This is a genomic window from Nocardia sp. NRRL S-836 (assembly GCF_001279525.1).
Lineage (GTDB): Bacteria > Actinomycetota > Actinomycetes > Mycobacteriales > Pseudonocardiaceae > Lentzea.
Window position 1 is genome coordinate 1 of record NZ_LGDY01000145.1, and the last position, 15,280, is coordinate 15,280.

Genomic DNA, 15,280 nt, shown 5'->3' on the forward strand with positions numbered 1-15,280 from the left:
GTTCACCGCGCTGCTGCTGTCGCTGCCCGGCTCGCCGGTGCTGTACTACGGCGACGAGATCGGCATGGGCGACAACATCTGGCTGCAGGACCGCGACGCGGTGCGCACACCGATGCAGTGGACCCCCGACCGCAACGCGGGCTTCTCCTCGTGCGACCCCGGCCGGATCTACCTGCCGGTGATCATGGACCCGGTCTACGGCTACCAGGGACTCAACGTCGAGGCACAGCTCAACAACTCCTCGTCGCTGCTCAACTGGACCCGGCACCTCATCGCGATGCGCAAGCGGCACCCGGCGTTCGGCCACGGCGACTTCACCGAGCTCGGTGCGTCGAACCCCACCGTGCTCGCCTACCGCCGCACGCTCGGCACCGACGTGGTGCTCTGCGTCAACAACCTCTCCCGCTTCCCCCAGCCCGTCGAGCTCGACCTGGCCGAGCACACGGGCGCCGTGCCGGTCGAGCTCACCGGCGGGGTGCGGTTCCCGGCGGTGGGTGAGCTGCCGTACCAGCTCACCCTGCCCGGCCACGGTTTCTACTGGTTCCAGCTGAGCTCCGACGTGGAAGGTGGCGACAAGAGGTGACGACGAGCGAGGCCGTCGAGGTCGTGCCGGAGCAGCTGGACCGCTGGCTGCTGGCCCAGCCCTGGTTCCGCGGCCGCGGGCCGGTGGAGTGCGAACGGGTGACCGTGCTGAAGGACGGCGACCCCGTGCTGGCGCACGTCGTGCTGGCGGCGGGCGGGCGCCGGTACCAGCTGCTGCTGGGCGTGCGCGACGAGCTGCCGGAGCGGCTGGTGCACGCCCGGATCGGCACCGCGGGCGACCGCGAGGTGTACGAGGCGGTGTACGACCCCGAGCTGACCGCCGTGCTGCTGCAGAACTTCGAGGAGTCTGCGGAGGTGGCGGGCCTGGTGTTCCGCGGCGCGCTGCCGCCGAGGTACACCGACGCGCCGGTGGGGCGGCCGTTCCCCGGCCCGCAGCGCAACTTCTCCATCGTCTACGGCCAGCGGCACGTGCTGAAGTTCTTCCGCGAGCTGACGCCCGGCGACAACCCGGAGCTCGTGCTGCACAACGCCCTGCACTCGATCGACGACCCGCACATCGCACCGCCCCAGGGCGCGCTGGAGTCCGAACTGGACGGTGTGCGCACGACATTCGCGGTGGTCCACGAGTTCGTGCCGCTGGGTGCGCTGGGCTGGCCGATGGCCACCGCCAGTGTGCGGGACTTCCTCGCCGGCCCCGGCGTGGACCCGCAGGCCGCCGGCGGTGACTTCGCCGCGGAGGTGCGCCGCCTGGGCAGGGCCGTCGCGCGGGTGCACGGTGACCTGCGCGAGACGCTCGGCGAGCAGACCGCCGGACCGGACGACGAGGCCGAGTTCGTCGCTGCCCTGCACCGCCGGCTGGACGCCGCGCTCACCGAGGTCCCCGGCCTGGCGCCGTTCGAGACCGGCCTGCGCGCCCGGTACGACGCGGTGCTCGCGGCCACGGAGCCGGTCCGCCTGCAACGGGTGCACGGCGACCTGCACCTGGGCCAGGTGCTGCGTTCGCCGCAGACGTGGGTGCTCGTCGACTTCGAGGGTGAACCGCACGGCAGCCCGGCGGACCGGGCCCGGCCGCGCCCCGCGGAGCACGACGTGGCCACCGCGCTGCGGTCCCTGCACTACGCCGCGGCGCAGCTGCTGGTCGGCGCGGACGACGTCGCCACGCTGCTGCCCAGGGCCGCGCGGTGGCTGGAGCGCAACCGCAGGGCCTTCTGCGACGGCTACGCCGAGGTGTCGCCGGACCGCACGCCCGGCGGTGCGCTGCTGACCGCGGTCGAGCTGGACCGCGCGGTGCTGGAGGTGCGCCACGAGCAGCGCTTCCGTCCGGAGTGGACGGTCATCCCGCTGTCCGCGATCGCGGAGGCGGTGACCGGCGAGCCGGCCTGGCTGGTCTGACGCACCTGGACCGGTGGACGGCGGTGAACGGGTCCCAGCGCCCGTGGCCGCCGTCCAGGGGCAGGCCGCTGGGCCTGGACCACCGGTGTCGATGAATCTGCCGAATCCGTCGCCGGGGTCACGCCTGTTGTGACACCACGGCGCGTGATGTGGAAGAGGTGGTGGAGGAGAGCGCGCACTCGATCGTGTTGCCGTGCGGGTAGTTGTTGAGAGCGATCTTGAGACGTGCAACGTTATCGGCGTTCGAGGCGATTGTCCGGGTGCCGAGCATGTGTTCGAGGGGCGGTGGGCGTTGGATCACGGTCGGCCGGTGGAACCGACACCCGGCAAGATCTTCATCTCGTACCGGCGTGAGGGAACGGCGGGTGAGGCTCGGGCGCTGGCACACGACCTGGCCGACGTGTTCGGTCCGGCCGCGGTCTTCCTGGACACGTCGCTGCCGGGTGGTGCTGAGTGGCCGGCGCGACTGAGGCAGGAGCTCGCTGACGCACCGGTGGTGCTGGCGCTGATCGGCCCCACCTGGTTGATGGCCGCCGACGAGTGGAACCGGCGGCGGATCGACGCTGACTCCGATTGGGTGCGGCAGGAGATCGAGGCGGCTCTGCGGGGGTCGGCAACCTTGTTGATACCTGTGCTTCTCGAAGGCAGTGCGATGCCGCCGCTGGAGGCGTTACCAGCCTCCCTCGCCGGCTTGGTGGAGCGGCAGGCGCGTCATCTCGCCCACGAGACGTGGAGTTGGCAGCTTGCGGCCTTGGTCGAGGACATCGAGCGCCACACCGGGTGGAGACGGCACTCCGCTGAGCGGCCGACCGGACCAACCCTCGCGCAGTACACGCGAGCCCAGTTGCGCCGGGTCGAGTCCATGTTGCTGATCGACGGTCTGCGGGCCGGATCCGAACGGAAACCCGCCGGGGCACCGGCCGAGTTCGTCATGCCGGATCTGCTGCCGTTCCAGGTCGAGCCACCCGCGACGAACCGCCTCACGATGACCGCTGCCGAACAGCTGAAGCGCGCTGTCATCGATCGCGCGCGCTACAGCGCCGAGGGGATGCTGGCAAGAGCGGCGACGCAACGGGTTGTGATCGTCGGCGGTCCAGGATCGGGCAAGACGACCCTGCTGAGCATGATGACCCGGTTGCACGCATCAGCGAGTCTCTCGGACACGACCGCGAGAATCCCGGTGCTCCTGCGGGTCCGCGACCTCGCGCTGCGTACCGGGGACAGCCTGACCGCGGAACTGGTCAGGGACGCCGCTCGCCGGCTCGACCTCACCCTCGACCGGGACTTCTTCCACCGGCTGTTCGCCTCCGGGCGAGCGCTGTTCCTGATCGACGGGATCGACGAGGCGCCCGACGTCAGCAGCCGCAACGAACTGCTCGCCAAGATCGATCTCTTCGCGGACCGGTACAGCTCAGCGACGGTGGTGGTGAGCTCACGCATCGTCGGGTACGACCACCGACTGCTTGGCAGGGAGTTCGAGCACTTCGAACTGGCACCGTTTTCGGATGCACAAGCCCGGCAGGTGCTGACCGGACTGCTGCAGGCGCGTGGTGCCGATGCGGAGCAGGCGGTCACCCGTGTGCTGAAGGATCCGCGCCTTTCGGCCCTCACGAGTGTTCCGCTGCTGCTGTCCATCGTGGGTCGCATCGTCGTGGAGCGTGGAACAGCCGATCGGCTTCCGCGGGAGAAGCACGCGCTCTACGACACCGCGGTCGAGATGATGCTCGCGGACTGGGACGCTCAGCGCGGTGTTGAGATCGCCGAACGTCCGCGTCATCTGGAACGTTGCGAGATCAGACGTGCTCTCGAGACGGTTGCCCACCGGGTGCACGCTGGCCTTGTCCAGCGTGGCGACACGTCGGCGATCGAGGCGTCAACACTCGAGAGCGAACTGACCGACGCCCTGGAAGAGTTCGTCGATCCTCATCGGGCACGCTGGCAGGCACGCGAACTGCTGAGGTATGCGGTGGCGAGGGCGGGCCTGCTCGTCGAGTCGGGTCCTGAGCGGTTCGCGTTCTGCCATCGTGCGCTACAGGAACACCTCGCTGCGTGTGCGATCAGCGCGCGGCCGCGGTCCGGCGTGGATCCGATCGTGCGGCACTTCGCCGAGAACGGGATTCACGCGCCGAAGTGGCAGAACGCCAACCTGCTGCTGATAAGCATGCAGCGCGGCGAGCGAGCGCGCCGGATCATCGAGCACGTTCTGGACGCGGCCAGCCCGCATGAACAGTGGCTGCACCGCGATCTGCTGCTCGTGGGCGAAGCGTTGGGGGAGAGTCCGGCACTCGTGAGCGGCATCGACGACAACCTCGCGACACGGGTGGTCGGGGGAGTGCTCGACATCGTGGCCGCAAATCGGGTCGAGGTCGGTTACTTCACCAACCGCGCGGCCAGCAGGGTGCTTCGAGCGTGGCGGGACACACCCTTGAACCACATCGCTCGTCGGCTGCTGAGCGATGTGGCGGCTCGCTCGTCGCCAGTGGATCGCTACTGCGCACAGGCTCTTGTGGGAAGCGTCGAGTCCGCAGGAGAGGCACTGGTCGAAGTGATGATCACTGCCCCGGAGGAGACCGCTGACCTGGCCGCACTGGCCACCAGGGACCTCCACGTCGACCTCGGCTGCACGCCTGAGGTCGTCGACCGGATCGTCGGCTTCATCCTCGCGCGTGCGGCATTGCCAGCAGCGAGCGGGCATGATCTCCGGCTTCCCTACACCGCGGGCGAGCTGGTCGGTTTGTTCTCGCGTGAGGAACCGCTGCGCGGCAGAACTCTCCGGATCTTCCTCGGATGGCTTGGCGACGAGGCCACCTCCGCCTGCCTGCGCGGAGTCGCCGCGACCGGACTCGGCTGGCTTGGCGAGAACTCAGCGGAGGTGCGAGAAGGTCTGGTTCGCATGCTCGCCGACCGGCGAATCAGTGCCGGGGACCGGAGCTGGCCCGCCTACGCGCTCTTCCGGTTCGGCGGCGGTGAAGCCGAAGTCGTCGAGGTCATGCTCGGGGTCCTGGCAGACGACGCGCGAATCCTCTGCGGCTGGGCCCAGATCTACCTGAGCAAGTTCGCCACGCGGTCGGTCGACGTGGTGCGGCGCTTGCAGAAGCTGGCCGAGGACAACGCACGACCGACACTCCCCTGGGTACTGGCAGCGCTGGCTCGGTTGTCGGGTCTTGACCTCGCCGACATCGCGCGCTTGGAGTCGATAGCCGTCACAGACCCCGCTCTGGAGCGGCGAACCGGAGCGATCGAGACCTTGGTCGCCTGTGCGGAGATGGCACCCGAGTGGCGTCGTCGAGCAGCAGAACGACTGGTGGACGTGCTCAGCGCGATGTTCGACGTGGAGCCTTCGGACGAGGCCGCTGTCGACGCGGTGGCGTCCGGTATGCGTGCGCTCGGATCGCTGGGGACCAGCTTTTCCGCAGCGTGGGATCTTTGCCTCAAGTTCATCGAGCACGAGTCCGAGGAACTGCGAATCGCTGCGACCGAAGGAATCGGCGGCCTGCATGCCGACACGCAGGTGTGTTCGCGAATCGTGTCGGCCCTGGACCTGCCGGTGGCGACGGGCAAGGTGCGCGGCGGCCTGGTGGATGCGCTGCACCGCGTGCTCGCAAGCGACCGCGGCCTGTAGCTCCGCCGCCGCGCGGTGCGGCGGTCGCGGCCCGATCACCTTGGTGGACCGCTCGGTGTGTGAAGGCTGCCGGACCGGCCACCGCGCCGCGTGCGACGAGCCCGCGGTGGATCAGCCGGACTTGAGCAGGTTCTGCGCGTCGGAGCGCAGCTGGGTGCCCCGCGTCGCGTCGGCGCCGATCACCGACACCGCCATCGTCCGCACCGGTTCGAGCACCGGGGTGGCCTGCGTCCAGCTGCGCAGCAGGTGCCGGCACAGGTGCGCCTCCAGGGCGAGGGCGGCGGCAGCGGCGTGCAGGAGGTCCTGGGTCCGGCCGGGGTGGGCGGACAGGTGCTCGCGGCTCTCGTTCAGCGTCCTGGTCCACCGCTCGTCCGGTTGTTCCGCGACGAGCGGGGTCGGGCGGCCGCCGATCCGCTGCAGGCCCGCGGTGAGGCGCCGGTCGGACAGCAGCGCGATGCCGGCCGACGCGGTCCGGTGGCCGATGGCGGAGGCGGTGTTCCGGCTCAGGACGCGCAGGGTGTTGTGGGCGGCGATCGCCACGGCGGGCAGGCGGTCGATCACGGCCGCGGTGTCGGTCTGCGGTTCGCGCAGCGACTTCGCCGTGACGAGTTCGCGCAGCTGGGTCGAGGTCGCCTTGGTCTCGATGAACGAGTACAGCGCCGTGTGGCTGCTGCGCATCAGGCTGATGAGGTGGTCGCCGATGCGGGCGGGGGAGGCCGTGTCGCCGCCGGCGTCCCTCACCATCGGCGCGGTCATCTCGCGCAGCGCGGCGAGCCACCGCTCGCTCAGCGCCGTGCGCCATCGCACGACCTCCGGCTGTTCGGCGCGTTCGGTGCCGACGCCGTCGAACTCGCCGTCGTGCAGGGCGATCCACAACGCGAGCTGGAAGTCCGGGTCGGCGACGAGCCGCGCCGGCTCGTCGACCGCCGCGAGGGCAGGGGGTGCCGTCTCGACGTCGAGCAGTGCGGCGATGACACCGGCGCTCAACGGTCCTCGGGCGGTGGGCAACAACATCAGCGCCTCCGACGGGAGTGATCGCGATCCGTGATCACTTACCCGCCCCGCGGTCCGCCAAACGCGTTCCCGCACACCGGTACCCGGAGGGGGAACCGCGCGCTGCCCGCTGAACGCTCGCGACTGTCGGCTTTCAGCACGTTTTTCGCTGTGGAGCGCGGCAAATCCGGCCAGATGTCCACCTGTTCGGGTGTCTCACGCTGCCGCTCGGTGACGAACGCCACGGCGTCACCCGCGCGTTCCCAAGCTGGTTCAAGCCGACATCGCACGGCCGCCGGTCACCGAGGAGTCGGCCGGCGGTGCTCGTCACCCGTGACGGGCACCGCCGGCCGAGCAGCGTCAGGACCTCGCGGTCAGCAGCGCCAGCATCTCCGGCAGGTCGAAGAACCGCGCCACGTCGAGCGCGGACCTCGGCCCGAGCGCCGGGTCGGCTCCCGCGCCGAGCAGCAGGGTCACCGAGCGCTCGGAACGGCGGAAGACCGCCGCCCCGAGCGCCGTCTGGCCCCTGTCGTTGACCCGCCCGGTGTCGGCGCCCCGCTCCAGCAGGGCGGCGACGGTGTCCGGGTGGTCGTGGTACGCCGCCAGGATCAGCAGCGAGTCGCCCGAGCCGTTGGTGAGGTTCACCGGGATGCCGGCGTCGACCGCCTCGGCCAGGCCGCGCGTGTCGCCGGTGCGGGCCAGGTCGAACATCGACTGCAGGAGGGTGAGCTCGTCCTCCGTGAGCTGGTGGGTCATGGCCGGCTCAGGAGATCGTCGCGGGGAAGCGTTCCCACACGCGGTGCGCCGCGAGCAGCTGCGTCACCGTCCCGAGCACCTCGGTCGGGTCGTCCCCGGCCACGACACCCGGCGCTCCGGCGCAACCGGTGGCCTCCAGCGCGGCGGTCCCGGTTCCCCACGCGCCGATGGCCTTGGCGTGGCGGTAGCACTCCTCGACCATGAGCAGGACCCGCGGGTCGACGGTCGTGCCCGGTGCACCGGCCTTCGCGTCCCTCGCGGGCACGGCGTCCGGACCGGGCGGCGGCGCGGCCGCGAGCAGCAGGGCGTCGAACTCGATCGACCGCGCGGTGAGGAACGTGCGCTGGGCGACGAGGCCGGAGTCACCGAGCGGACCACCGGTCGGGGCGATCAGCAGCGGCACCATGCCGGCGGCCAGGACCGCTTCACGCACCGTGCGCACGCCGTCGAGGTCGGCCGGGTCGACGACGATGCCGATGAGGCGGCCGTCGGTCGGCCAGGTCTGCCCGACCTGCGACAGCGCCGGGCTCGGCGCGACCTTCCTCGGCCGCACGGTGGCGGCGGGCGCGGGCAGCCCGAGACCGCGCGCGACCTCCGCGCACAGCACCGGGTCGATGTTGGCGAGCACCCGCAGCTGGCGTTCCTTGATCGCCTGCTCGTAGCACTTGCCGAGCTCGAACGTGAACGCGCGCACGACGTGTTCCTTCTCGACCGGCGAGAGGCTCAGCCAGAACAGCCTCGGCTGCGTGTAGTGGTCGGCGAACGACGCGGGTGCCTGGCGGACCTTCACCGCCTTCGGCAGAGGCTGCGCCACCTCGACGAACGGCCGGTCCTCCACGCCCGCGGTGAACGGGTTGCCGCCGTCGAGCGTGTTCGGCCGGTAGGGGGCGACACCGGCGTGCACGGCCTGCTGGTGGAACCCGTCGCGGAACATGTCGTTGACCGGCACGTGCGGGCGGTTGATCGGGATCTGGTTGAAGTTCGGTCCCGCGAGCCTGGTCAGCTGGGTGTCCAGGTAGGAGAACAGCCGGGCCTGGAACAGCGGGTCGTCGGTGACGTCGATGCCCGGCACCAGGTTGCCCAGGTGGAACGCGACCTGCTCGGTCTCCGCGAAGAAGTTCGTGGTGTTGCGGTTGAGCGTCAGCAGGCCGATCGGCTGCACCGGAGCGAGCTCCTCCGGGACGATCTTCGTCGGGTCGAGCAGGTCGATGCCCTCGAACGTCTGCCGCGGCGTGTCCGGGAAGACCTGCACACCGAGCTCCCACTGCGGGAACGCGCCGGACTCGATGGCGTCGGCGAGGTCGCGGCGGTGGAAGTCGGGGTCGAAGCCGTTGATCAGCTGCGCCTCCTCCCACACCAGGGAGTGCACGCCCAGCTTCGGCTTCCAGTGGAACTTCGCGAGTGCCGTCTCACCCTCTGCGTTGACCAGCCGGAAGGTGTGGACGCCGAAGCCCTCCATCGTCCGGTAGGAGCGCGGGATGCCGCGGTCGGACATGTTCCACATGACGTGGTGGGTGGCTTCGGTGTGGGTGGACACGAAGTCCCAGAACGTGTCGTGCGCGCTCTGCGCCTGCGGGATCTCCCGGTCCGGGTGCGGCTTGCCGGCGTGGATGATGTCCGGGAACTTGATGCCGTCCTGGATGAAGAAGACCGGGATGTTGTTGCCGACCAGGTCGAAGTTGCCCTCCTGGGTGTAGAACTTCGTCGCGAACCCGCGGGTGTCGCGGACGGTGTCGGCCGAGCCGCGCGAGCCCAGCACGGTCGAGAACCGCACGAACACCGGCGTCTCGACACCGTCGCCCAGGAAGGCGGCCTTGCAGATGTTCGCGGCGGTGCCGTAGCCGACGAACACACCGTGCGCGCCATAGCCGCGTGCGTGGACCACGCGCTCCGGGATGCGCTCGTGGTCGAAGTGCATGACCTTCTCGCGCAGGTGGTGGTCCTGCAGCAGCGTGGGGCCGCGCTCACCGGCCTTCAACGAGTGGTCGGTGTCGTACAGCCGCGCGCCGGCCGACGTGGTGAGGAACTCACCCTGCTGCGCCTTGGCCGACTGCGGGGCACCGGTCGGGGCGCCCGTCGGCGTCACCGTCTCCGGCCCGGTCTGGTCCGGCTTGGGCGGCAACGGCCCCCGCGGCTCTGTGGGCTCCTCGAGGGACGGCGGCTCGCTGTTCGGGGCGCCGGGGATCGGCGGGTTCACCAGTTCGGTGACCTTGTCCACCGCCTTCTCCAGTGCCGCCTTCACGACTTTGCCCGGCTTGTGGGTAGCCACTGCTTCCTCCTCGGAGCGAGATCGTCAGCCAGGCAGTACCCGCGTACCGGAAATCTATGCGTCGCCGACCTTCCGGGTGACCGTCACCGCCGGGACCGCCGCTTGTCCCGCACGGCGGGAGCGGGCACGATCCGAGCGGCGACCTCCGGCGGCGCGGCGGCCGACCCCGGCCCGCCGGCCTCGACCCACTCGACCACGCCGTCGACCGCCTCGTCCGCCAGCACCGACCCCACCCACACCGGCCGCGCACCGGCGGCCCGCGCCGCCGGGCCGGGCACCACGACGACCACGTTGGACACCTCGCACGCGTCCAGGCAGTCGGCGACCCTGACCGCCCGGCCCAGGCGGGAGCGCAGCACCGCGAGCTGGTGGTCGTGGTCGACGTCGGGGTGCTTGCGCGCGGTACCGCAGCAGCACCCGCGGCAGACGGTGATCTTGGGTGTCATGCCAGGAGTTCTACCCGCCGACCGGCCCGGCGGGGTGCGAACGTGCCGCGGTTCTCAGCGCGACCGGCCAATAAAGTGCCGTACCCCTACGGATACCGTCCCTGATTGTTCCCCATCGGGCCGCGCCCGACAGTGATCCGCAGCGAACTGCCGCCATCCCTGCCTCAAGGCGAGCGTTCGCCAGATCCGGAAGGGAACCAACGTGAACAGAACACCACGGTCCTGGGGCCTGCTGGCCCTGGTCGCCGCCGCGGTGCTGGCACCCGTCAGCGTCGCGAACGCGGCTCCGCAGAACGCCCCAGCGGCCACCTACCTCGGCGACACCGTCCCTGCGAACCTCGGTGACGTCTCGCCCACGTTCGCCGGCGGCCAGAACGCCACCGTGAGCGAGTTCCCCGGCGTCGTCGCGGGCATCCGCGCGGGTGGCAGCCGGCCGGAGGGCCAGACCTGCACCGGCACGGTCGTGGCACCGCGCAAGATCCTGATCGCGGCGCACTGCGCGGACGCGGCGGGGGAGAAGAAGTTCGTCTACGGCCTCGACGACCTCAAGGACTACCAGGGTGGCGCCGGGTCCGGGTTCGCCGTGAACGTGGTGAGCTACAAGAAGCACCCGAAGTACGTCAACTTCGACCAGGGCTACGACGTGGCGGTCGTGACGGTCGACCGCGACATCGCGCTCAAGGGCGGTGCGGCGTACCCGAAGTTCGCGACGTCCGCGGACGCCGGGGGTGCGGCGCCGGGCAAGACCGCGCTGGGCTTCGGTTACGGCAAGAAGGACTTCAACGACACCTCGCAGGACGTCACGCTGGACAAGGCGAGCCTGCCGGTCGTCGACGGCGACCGGGTGTGCCAGGGCGTCGGCGCGGGCTTCAAGTCGGCGACCATGATCTGCGCCGGGTACGCCGACGGCCGGGTCACGATCCTGCCCGGTGACAGCGGCGGTCCGCTGGTCCTCGACGGCAAGGTCTACGGCGTCGCGTCGTGGAGCCGCTCGGACTTCAAGTGGTACTCGATCTACGGTCGCCTCGACAACGACATGGGCGACTGGGTGCGCACGGAGGTCGGCAACCAGCCGCCGACCGGTGACCTCACCGTGGCGGTCAACCCCGGCAGCGGTTCGGTGGCACCGGGCAAGTACGCCTCCGCCACCGTCACCACCACCGCGGGCACCGGTGCGGAGAACGCCACCCTGTCCGCCGCGGGCCTGCCCAGCGGGGTGAAGGCGGTGTTCCAGCCGTCCTCGATCACGACCGGCGGCTCGGCGAAGGTCACGTTCGACGCGAGCGGCACGGCGCCGGGCGGCACCTACGACGTCACCATCACCGCGACCACCTCCAGCGGCAAGACGGCGTCCGCGAAGTACGCGCTGACCGTCACCGGTGACCCGCAGCCCGGCGACTTCACGCTCTCGGCGACCCCGAGCAGCGTGAAGGCGGCCAAGGGCAAGTACGTCTCCACCACGGTCAACACGACCGGCGGCGGCCAGACGATCACGCTGTCCGCGTCCGGCGTGCCCAGCGGCGTGAAGGCCACCTTCCAGCCGGCGTCGGTCGGCGCGGGCGGGTCGGCGAAGCTGACCTTCGACGTCTCCACCACCGCGGTCGCCGGCACCTCGACGATCACGGTCACCGGCACCGACGCGGGCGGCAAGACGGCCACCACCACGGTGTCGCTCACCGTCGAGGGCACCGAACCGCCGACCGGCGACGTGACCGTGACGGCGACCCCGTCCTCCGGTAGCGGCTGGCAGGGTCAGCTGGTGCAGACCTCGGTGAAGGCCACCGGCGGCACCGGCAACCTGACGCTGTCCGCGTCGGGTGCGCCCGCCGGCACCCAGGTGACGTTCAACCCGGCCACGATCGGCCAGAACGGCACCAGCAACGTCTGGTTCTTCACCAGCTTCTCCACCCCGGCCGGCACCTACCCGATCACCATCACGGCCACCTCGGCCGACGGGAAGACCGGCAGGACCACGTTCACGCTGACCGTCACGACGATCGGCGCGCAGCGCGGCGCCCACTAGCCGCGTGCAACCAGAAGTGCCCCGGAGCTCGAGAGCTCCGGGGCACTTCGTCTTCCTCCCTGTGTCCCTAGACCGTGAGGGTCCAGGAGTCGATGGTGCCGGTGTCGTAGCTCCACACGTCGGTCACCCGCAGCTTCCACGTCCCGTTGCGCGCCTCGGAGGAGAGGTCGACGGGGTAGGTCTCGTGGACGCCGGCCGACGACGACGCGCCGCCCGCCTTCTTCAGGGTGTACGACCGGCCGGATGGGCTGACCAGGTCGATGGCCAGGTCACCGGTGTAGGTGTGGAAGATGTCGACCTTGACCGTCGCCGAGGCCGTCGAGTTGCCCGTGCAGCCCGAGAGCGTCACGGAGGACGTCACGGCGGTGTTGGTGTCCGGGATGGCCACGTCGTCGCCGTTGGTGGCCGGGCCGCAGGGCGACGGGTCGGGTCCGCCGATGAAACCGCTGTAGAGCAGCTTGTTCGGCGAGCCGGTGCCGGGGTTGGTGACCTTGCCGCTGGTGGCGCCGTTCACCAGTGCGTCGCGCAGGGCCTGTGGGCTCGCGGACGGGTTGGCCGACAGGTACAGGGCCGCCACGCCCGTGACGTGCGGGGTGGCCATGGACGTGCCGGACATGTTCGCGGCACCGCCGTTCAGCCCGAGCGAGGTGATGTTGTCACCCGGCGCGAAGATGTCGGTGCAGGTGCCGTAGTTGGAGAACGAGGCCCGCGCGTCGTTCGACGAGGTCGCGTTCACCGTGATCAGCGCCGGGATCTTGGCGGGGCCGGTGCCGCAGGCGTCGGTGGAGCTGTTGCCCGACGCCACGGCCATCTGCACGCCGGAGCCGATCATGCCGGCGATCGCGTCGTTGCCGATGTCGGCGGTGTCGAACGTCCACGACGCGTTGACCACCGCCGGCTTCTTCGCGTTGGCGGTGACCCACTCGATGGCCTTGACGCCGGCCGAGTCGGGGCCGTTCAGGCTGCAGCTGGTGCCGAGCATGCGCACCGAGACCAGCTTGGCCTTCTTCGCCACGCCGTAGGTCTTCGACCCGACCGTGCCCGCCACGTGGGTGCCGTGGCCGGAGCAGTCCTGCCCGTTCTGGCCGTCCTCGATGAAGTCGGCGCCCACGGACGCGCGCCCCTCGAAGTCGGCGATCGAGGTCTTGATGCCGGTGTCGGTGACGTAGACCGTGACGTTCGACGCGCCCCCGCTGGGGTAGTTGAACCTCTTGTCCAGCGGCAGGTTCGCCTGGTCGATCCGGTCCAGGCCCCAGGTGGGGTCGGTCTGCACGTCCGACGCGCGAGCCGTGCCGTCCTGGTGGACGGCCTTGACCGCGGGGTCGGCGGCGAGCCTGCGGGCCTGCTGCTCGCTCAGGCCCTTGACCTGGAACCCCCGCATGGCGTGGGAGAACACGTAGTCGAGCTTGCCGCCGTAGCGCTGGACGAGCGTGCTGGAGGCCGCCTGGACCTCGGCGGACGCCTGAAGTCCCGCGGACGGCTTGAGCGACACGATGAAGCTGTTGCCCGGCGCGGGGTGCCCGGCTCGCACGAAGTCCGCCTCAGCGGCGTGCGCCGGGGTGGTGAGGACCGTGAGCGAGGCCAGGACGACGAGCCCGAAAGCGGTGCGGTGCATGGTGGTTCCTTCCGGGCGTCGTCAGAACGTGAGGGTCCACGAGTCGATGGTGCCGGTGTCGTAGCTCCACACGTCGGTCACCTGCAGCTTCCAGGTGCCGTTGCGGTTCTCCGCGGACGCGTCGACGGTGTAGGTCTCGTGGACGCCCGCCGACGAGCTCGCGCCGCCCGCCTTCTTGAGGCCGAACCGCGCGCCGGACGGACCGACCAGGTCGATGGCCAGGTCGGCGGTGTAGGTGTGGTTGATGTCCACCTTGACCTTGGTGGTGGCCGAGGCCTTGCCGGTGCAGTTCGACACGGTCACGGCGGACGTCACGGCGGTGTTGGTGTCCGGAATGGACACGTCGTCGCCGTTGGTCGCGGCGCCGCACGGCTCGGGGTCCGGGCCGCCGCCACCGATGAAGCTGATGTTCAGCAGCTTGTTCGGCGAGCCCTTGGTGTCCGAGATCTTGTCGGAGGTCGCGTTGCCCACCAGCGCGTCACGGACCTGGGCAGGGGTGGCAGAAGGGTTCGCCGAGACGTAGAGCGCCGCCGCACCCACGACGTGCGGGGTGGCCATCGAGGTGCCGCCCATCGACTGGGTGCCGCCACCATTGCGGGTGGAGGTGATGTTGGAGCCGGGCCCGAAGATGTCCACGCACGAGCCCCAGTTCGACGCCTGGCCGCCGGTGTAGATCGAGCGCTGGTCGGCCGAGTCGCTGGCGGCCACCGTGATGGCCTCCGGCGTGCGGGCGGGCGAGGTCTGGCAGGCGTCGCCGTTGTTGTTGCCCGCCGCCACGCCGAACGTCACGCCCGCCGCGATCGCGCGCTTCACCGCGCTGTCCACAGTGGAGTCCGCGCCGCCGCCGAGGCTCATGTTCGCCACGGCGGGCTTCTTCGCGTTCTGGGCCACCCAGTCGATGCCCTTGATGATCTGCGAGTACTGCCCGCTGCCGTTGCAGTCGAGCACGCGCACCGCCACCAGGTTGACCTTCTTGGCCACGCCGTAGGTCTTCGACCCGACCGTGCCCGCGACGTGCGTGCCGTGGCCCTGGCAGTCCGAGGCGTCCGGGTCGTTGTCGATGAAGTCGTAACCGTCCTTGGCACGACCCTCGAACTCGGTGTGCGCCTTGTAGATCCCGGTGTCGAGGATGTAGGCGGTCACGTTCGACGCGGTGTTCGGGTAGGTGAAGCGCTGGTCGAGCGGCAGGTTCGCCTGGTCGATCCGGTCCAGGCCCCACGTCGGGTCGGTCTGGGTGTCGGACATCCGCGCCCAGCCGTCCTGCTGCACGTAGGCGACCTGCGGGTCGGCCGCGAGCCGGCGGGCCGCCGCCTCGTCGAGCTTCACCGCGAAACCGCGCACGGACGCGACGTAGGTGTTGCTGACCTTGCCGCCGTGCCTGCGGGCCAGGTCGAGCGCCTTGGCGTTGGTGGTCGGGGCGTCACTGGCACCGTCCTTGAACACCACGATGTAGCTGCCGGCCACCGGCTGGTCCGCGGTGCGGACCGCCGCTTGCTGAGCGGACGCGGGGCTCGCCACGGCGGTCACGACCGCCATGCCGAGTCCGGCCGCGACCAGCGTGCGGGTTGTGCGATCGAGTCGCATCTCGAGTTCTCCGTTCTGGGCCGCCGCTGCAGGGAGT

The 15,280-nt window shown here is 70.5% G+C and carries 11 protein-coding genes; 4 read left to right on the forward strand and 7 right to left on the reverse strand.

Annotated elements, in window-relative coordinates; all coding sequences use genetic code 11:
• Window positions 1–583, forward strand: a 583-nt coding sequence (locus ADL03_RS39685) for an alpha-glucosidase C-terminal domain-containing protein (RefSeq protein WP_157529684.1), incomplete at its 5' end; no start/stop codon positions are given.
• Complete coding sequence (locus ADL03_RS39690; protein WP_053738810.1) at window positions 580–1,935, forward strand: hypothetical protein; 1,356 nt, start codon at window positions 580–582, stop codon at window positions 1,933–1,935. The genes ADL03_RS39685 and ADL03_RS39690, both read left to right, overlap by 4 nt.
• A gap of 118 nt (window positions 1,936–2,053) precedes the next feature.
• On the opposite strand, the gene ADL03_RS49035 is transcribed toward ADL03_RS39690, so the two are convergent.
• Window positions 2,054–2,206, reverse strand: a complete 153-nt coding sequence (locus ADL03_RS49035) for a hypothetical protein (RefSeq protein ID WP_197289063.1) — start codon at window positions 2,204–2,206, stop codon at window positions 2,054–2,056.
• 39 nt (window positions 2,207–2,245) lie between these two features.
• Here ADL03_RS49035 and ADL03_RS39695 point away from each other — a divergent pair, with 39 nt between their 5' ends.
• Complete coding sequence (locus ADL03_RS39695; RefSeq protein ID WP_197289064.1) at window positions 2,246–5,557, forward strand: TIR domain-containing protein; 3,312 nt, start codon at window positions 2,246–2,248, stop codon at window positions 5,555–5,557.
• A 111-nt stretch (window positions 5,558–5,668) separates the two neighbouring features.
• Here the strand turns inward: ADL03_RS39695 and ADL03_RS39700 are convergent, their stop codons facing one another.
• The 4 genes from ADL03_RS39700 to ADL03_RS39715 form a co-directional block, all read right to left on the reverse strand.
• Window positions 5,669–6,571, reverse strand: coding sequence for a hypothetical protein (locus tag ADL03_RS39700; protein ID WP_157529685.1), 903 nt, complete (start codon window positions 6,569–6,571; stop codon window positions 5,669–5,671).
• A gap of 339 nt (window positions 6,572–6,910) precedes the next feature.
• On the reverse strand, window positions 6,911–7,306 hold the full coding sequence (locus tag ADL03_RS39705; protein ID WP_053738813.1) for an ankyrin repeat domain-containing protein: 396 nt from the start codon (window positions 7,304–7,306) through the stop codon (window positions 6,911–6,913).
• Window positions 7,307–7,313: 7 nt separating this feature from the next.
• Complete coding sequence (locus ADL03_RS39710; protein WP_231642813.1) at window positions 7,314–9,548, reverse strand: catalase; 2,235 nt, start codon at window positions 9,546–9,548, stop codon at window positions 7,314–7,316.
• Window positions 9,549–9,658: 110 nt separating this feature from the next.
• Window positions 9,659–10,021: a hypothetical protein gene (locus ADL03_RS39715; RefSeq protein ID WP_063798864.1), complete on the reverse strand. Its 363-nt coding sequence runs from the start codon at window positions 10,019–10,021 to the stop codon at window positions 9,659–9,661.
• A 202-nt stretch (window positions 10,022–10,223) separates the two neighbouring features.
• Between ADL03_RS39715 and ADL03_RS39720 the strand changes: the two genes are divergently transcribed.
• The gene (locus tag ADL03_RS39720; RefSeq protein ID WP_063798865.1) at window positions 10,224–12,044 is read left to right on the forward strand and encodes a trypsin-like serine protease; all 1,821 of its coding nucleotides are present in this window, start codon (window positions 10,224–10,226) and stop codon (window positions 12,042–12,044) included.
• 67 nt (window positions 12,045–12,111) lie between these two features.
• On the opposite strand, the gene ADL03_RS39725 is transcribed toward ADL03_RS39720, so the two are convergent.
• On the reverse strand, window positions 12,112–13,659 hold the full coding sequence (locus tag ADL03_RS39725; protein ID WP_053738816.1) for a S8 family serine peptidase: 1,548 nt from the start codon (window positions 13,657–13,659) through the stop codon (window positions 12,112–12,114).
• 21 nt (window positions 13,660–13,680) lie between these two features.
• Entirely contained in the window at window positions 13,681–15,243 is a 1,563-nt protein-coding gene (locus tag ADL03_RS39730; protein ID WP_053738817.1) for a S8 family peptidase, read from the reverse strand.
• Window positions 15,244–15,280: the final 37 nt, after the last annotated feature.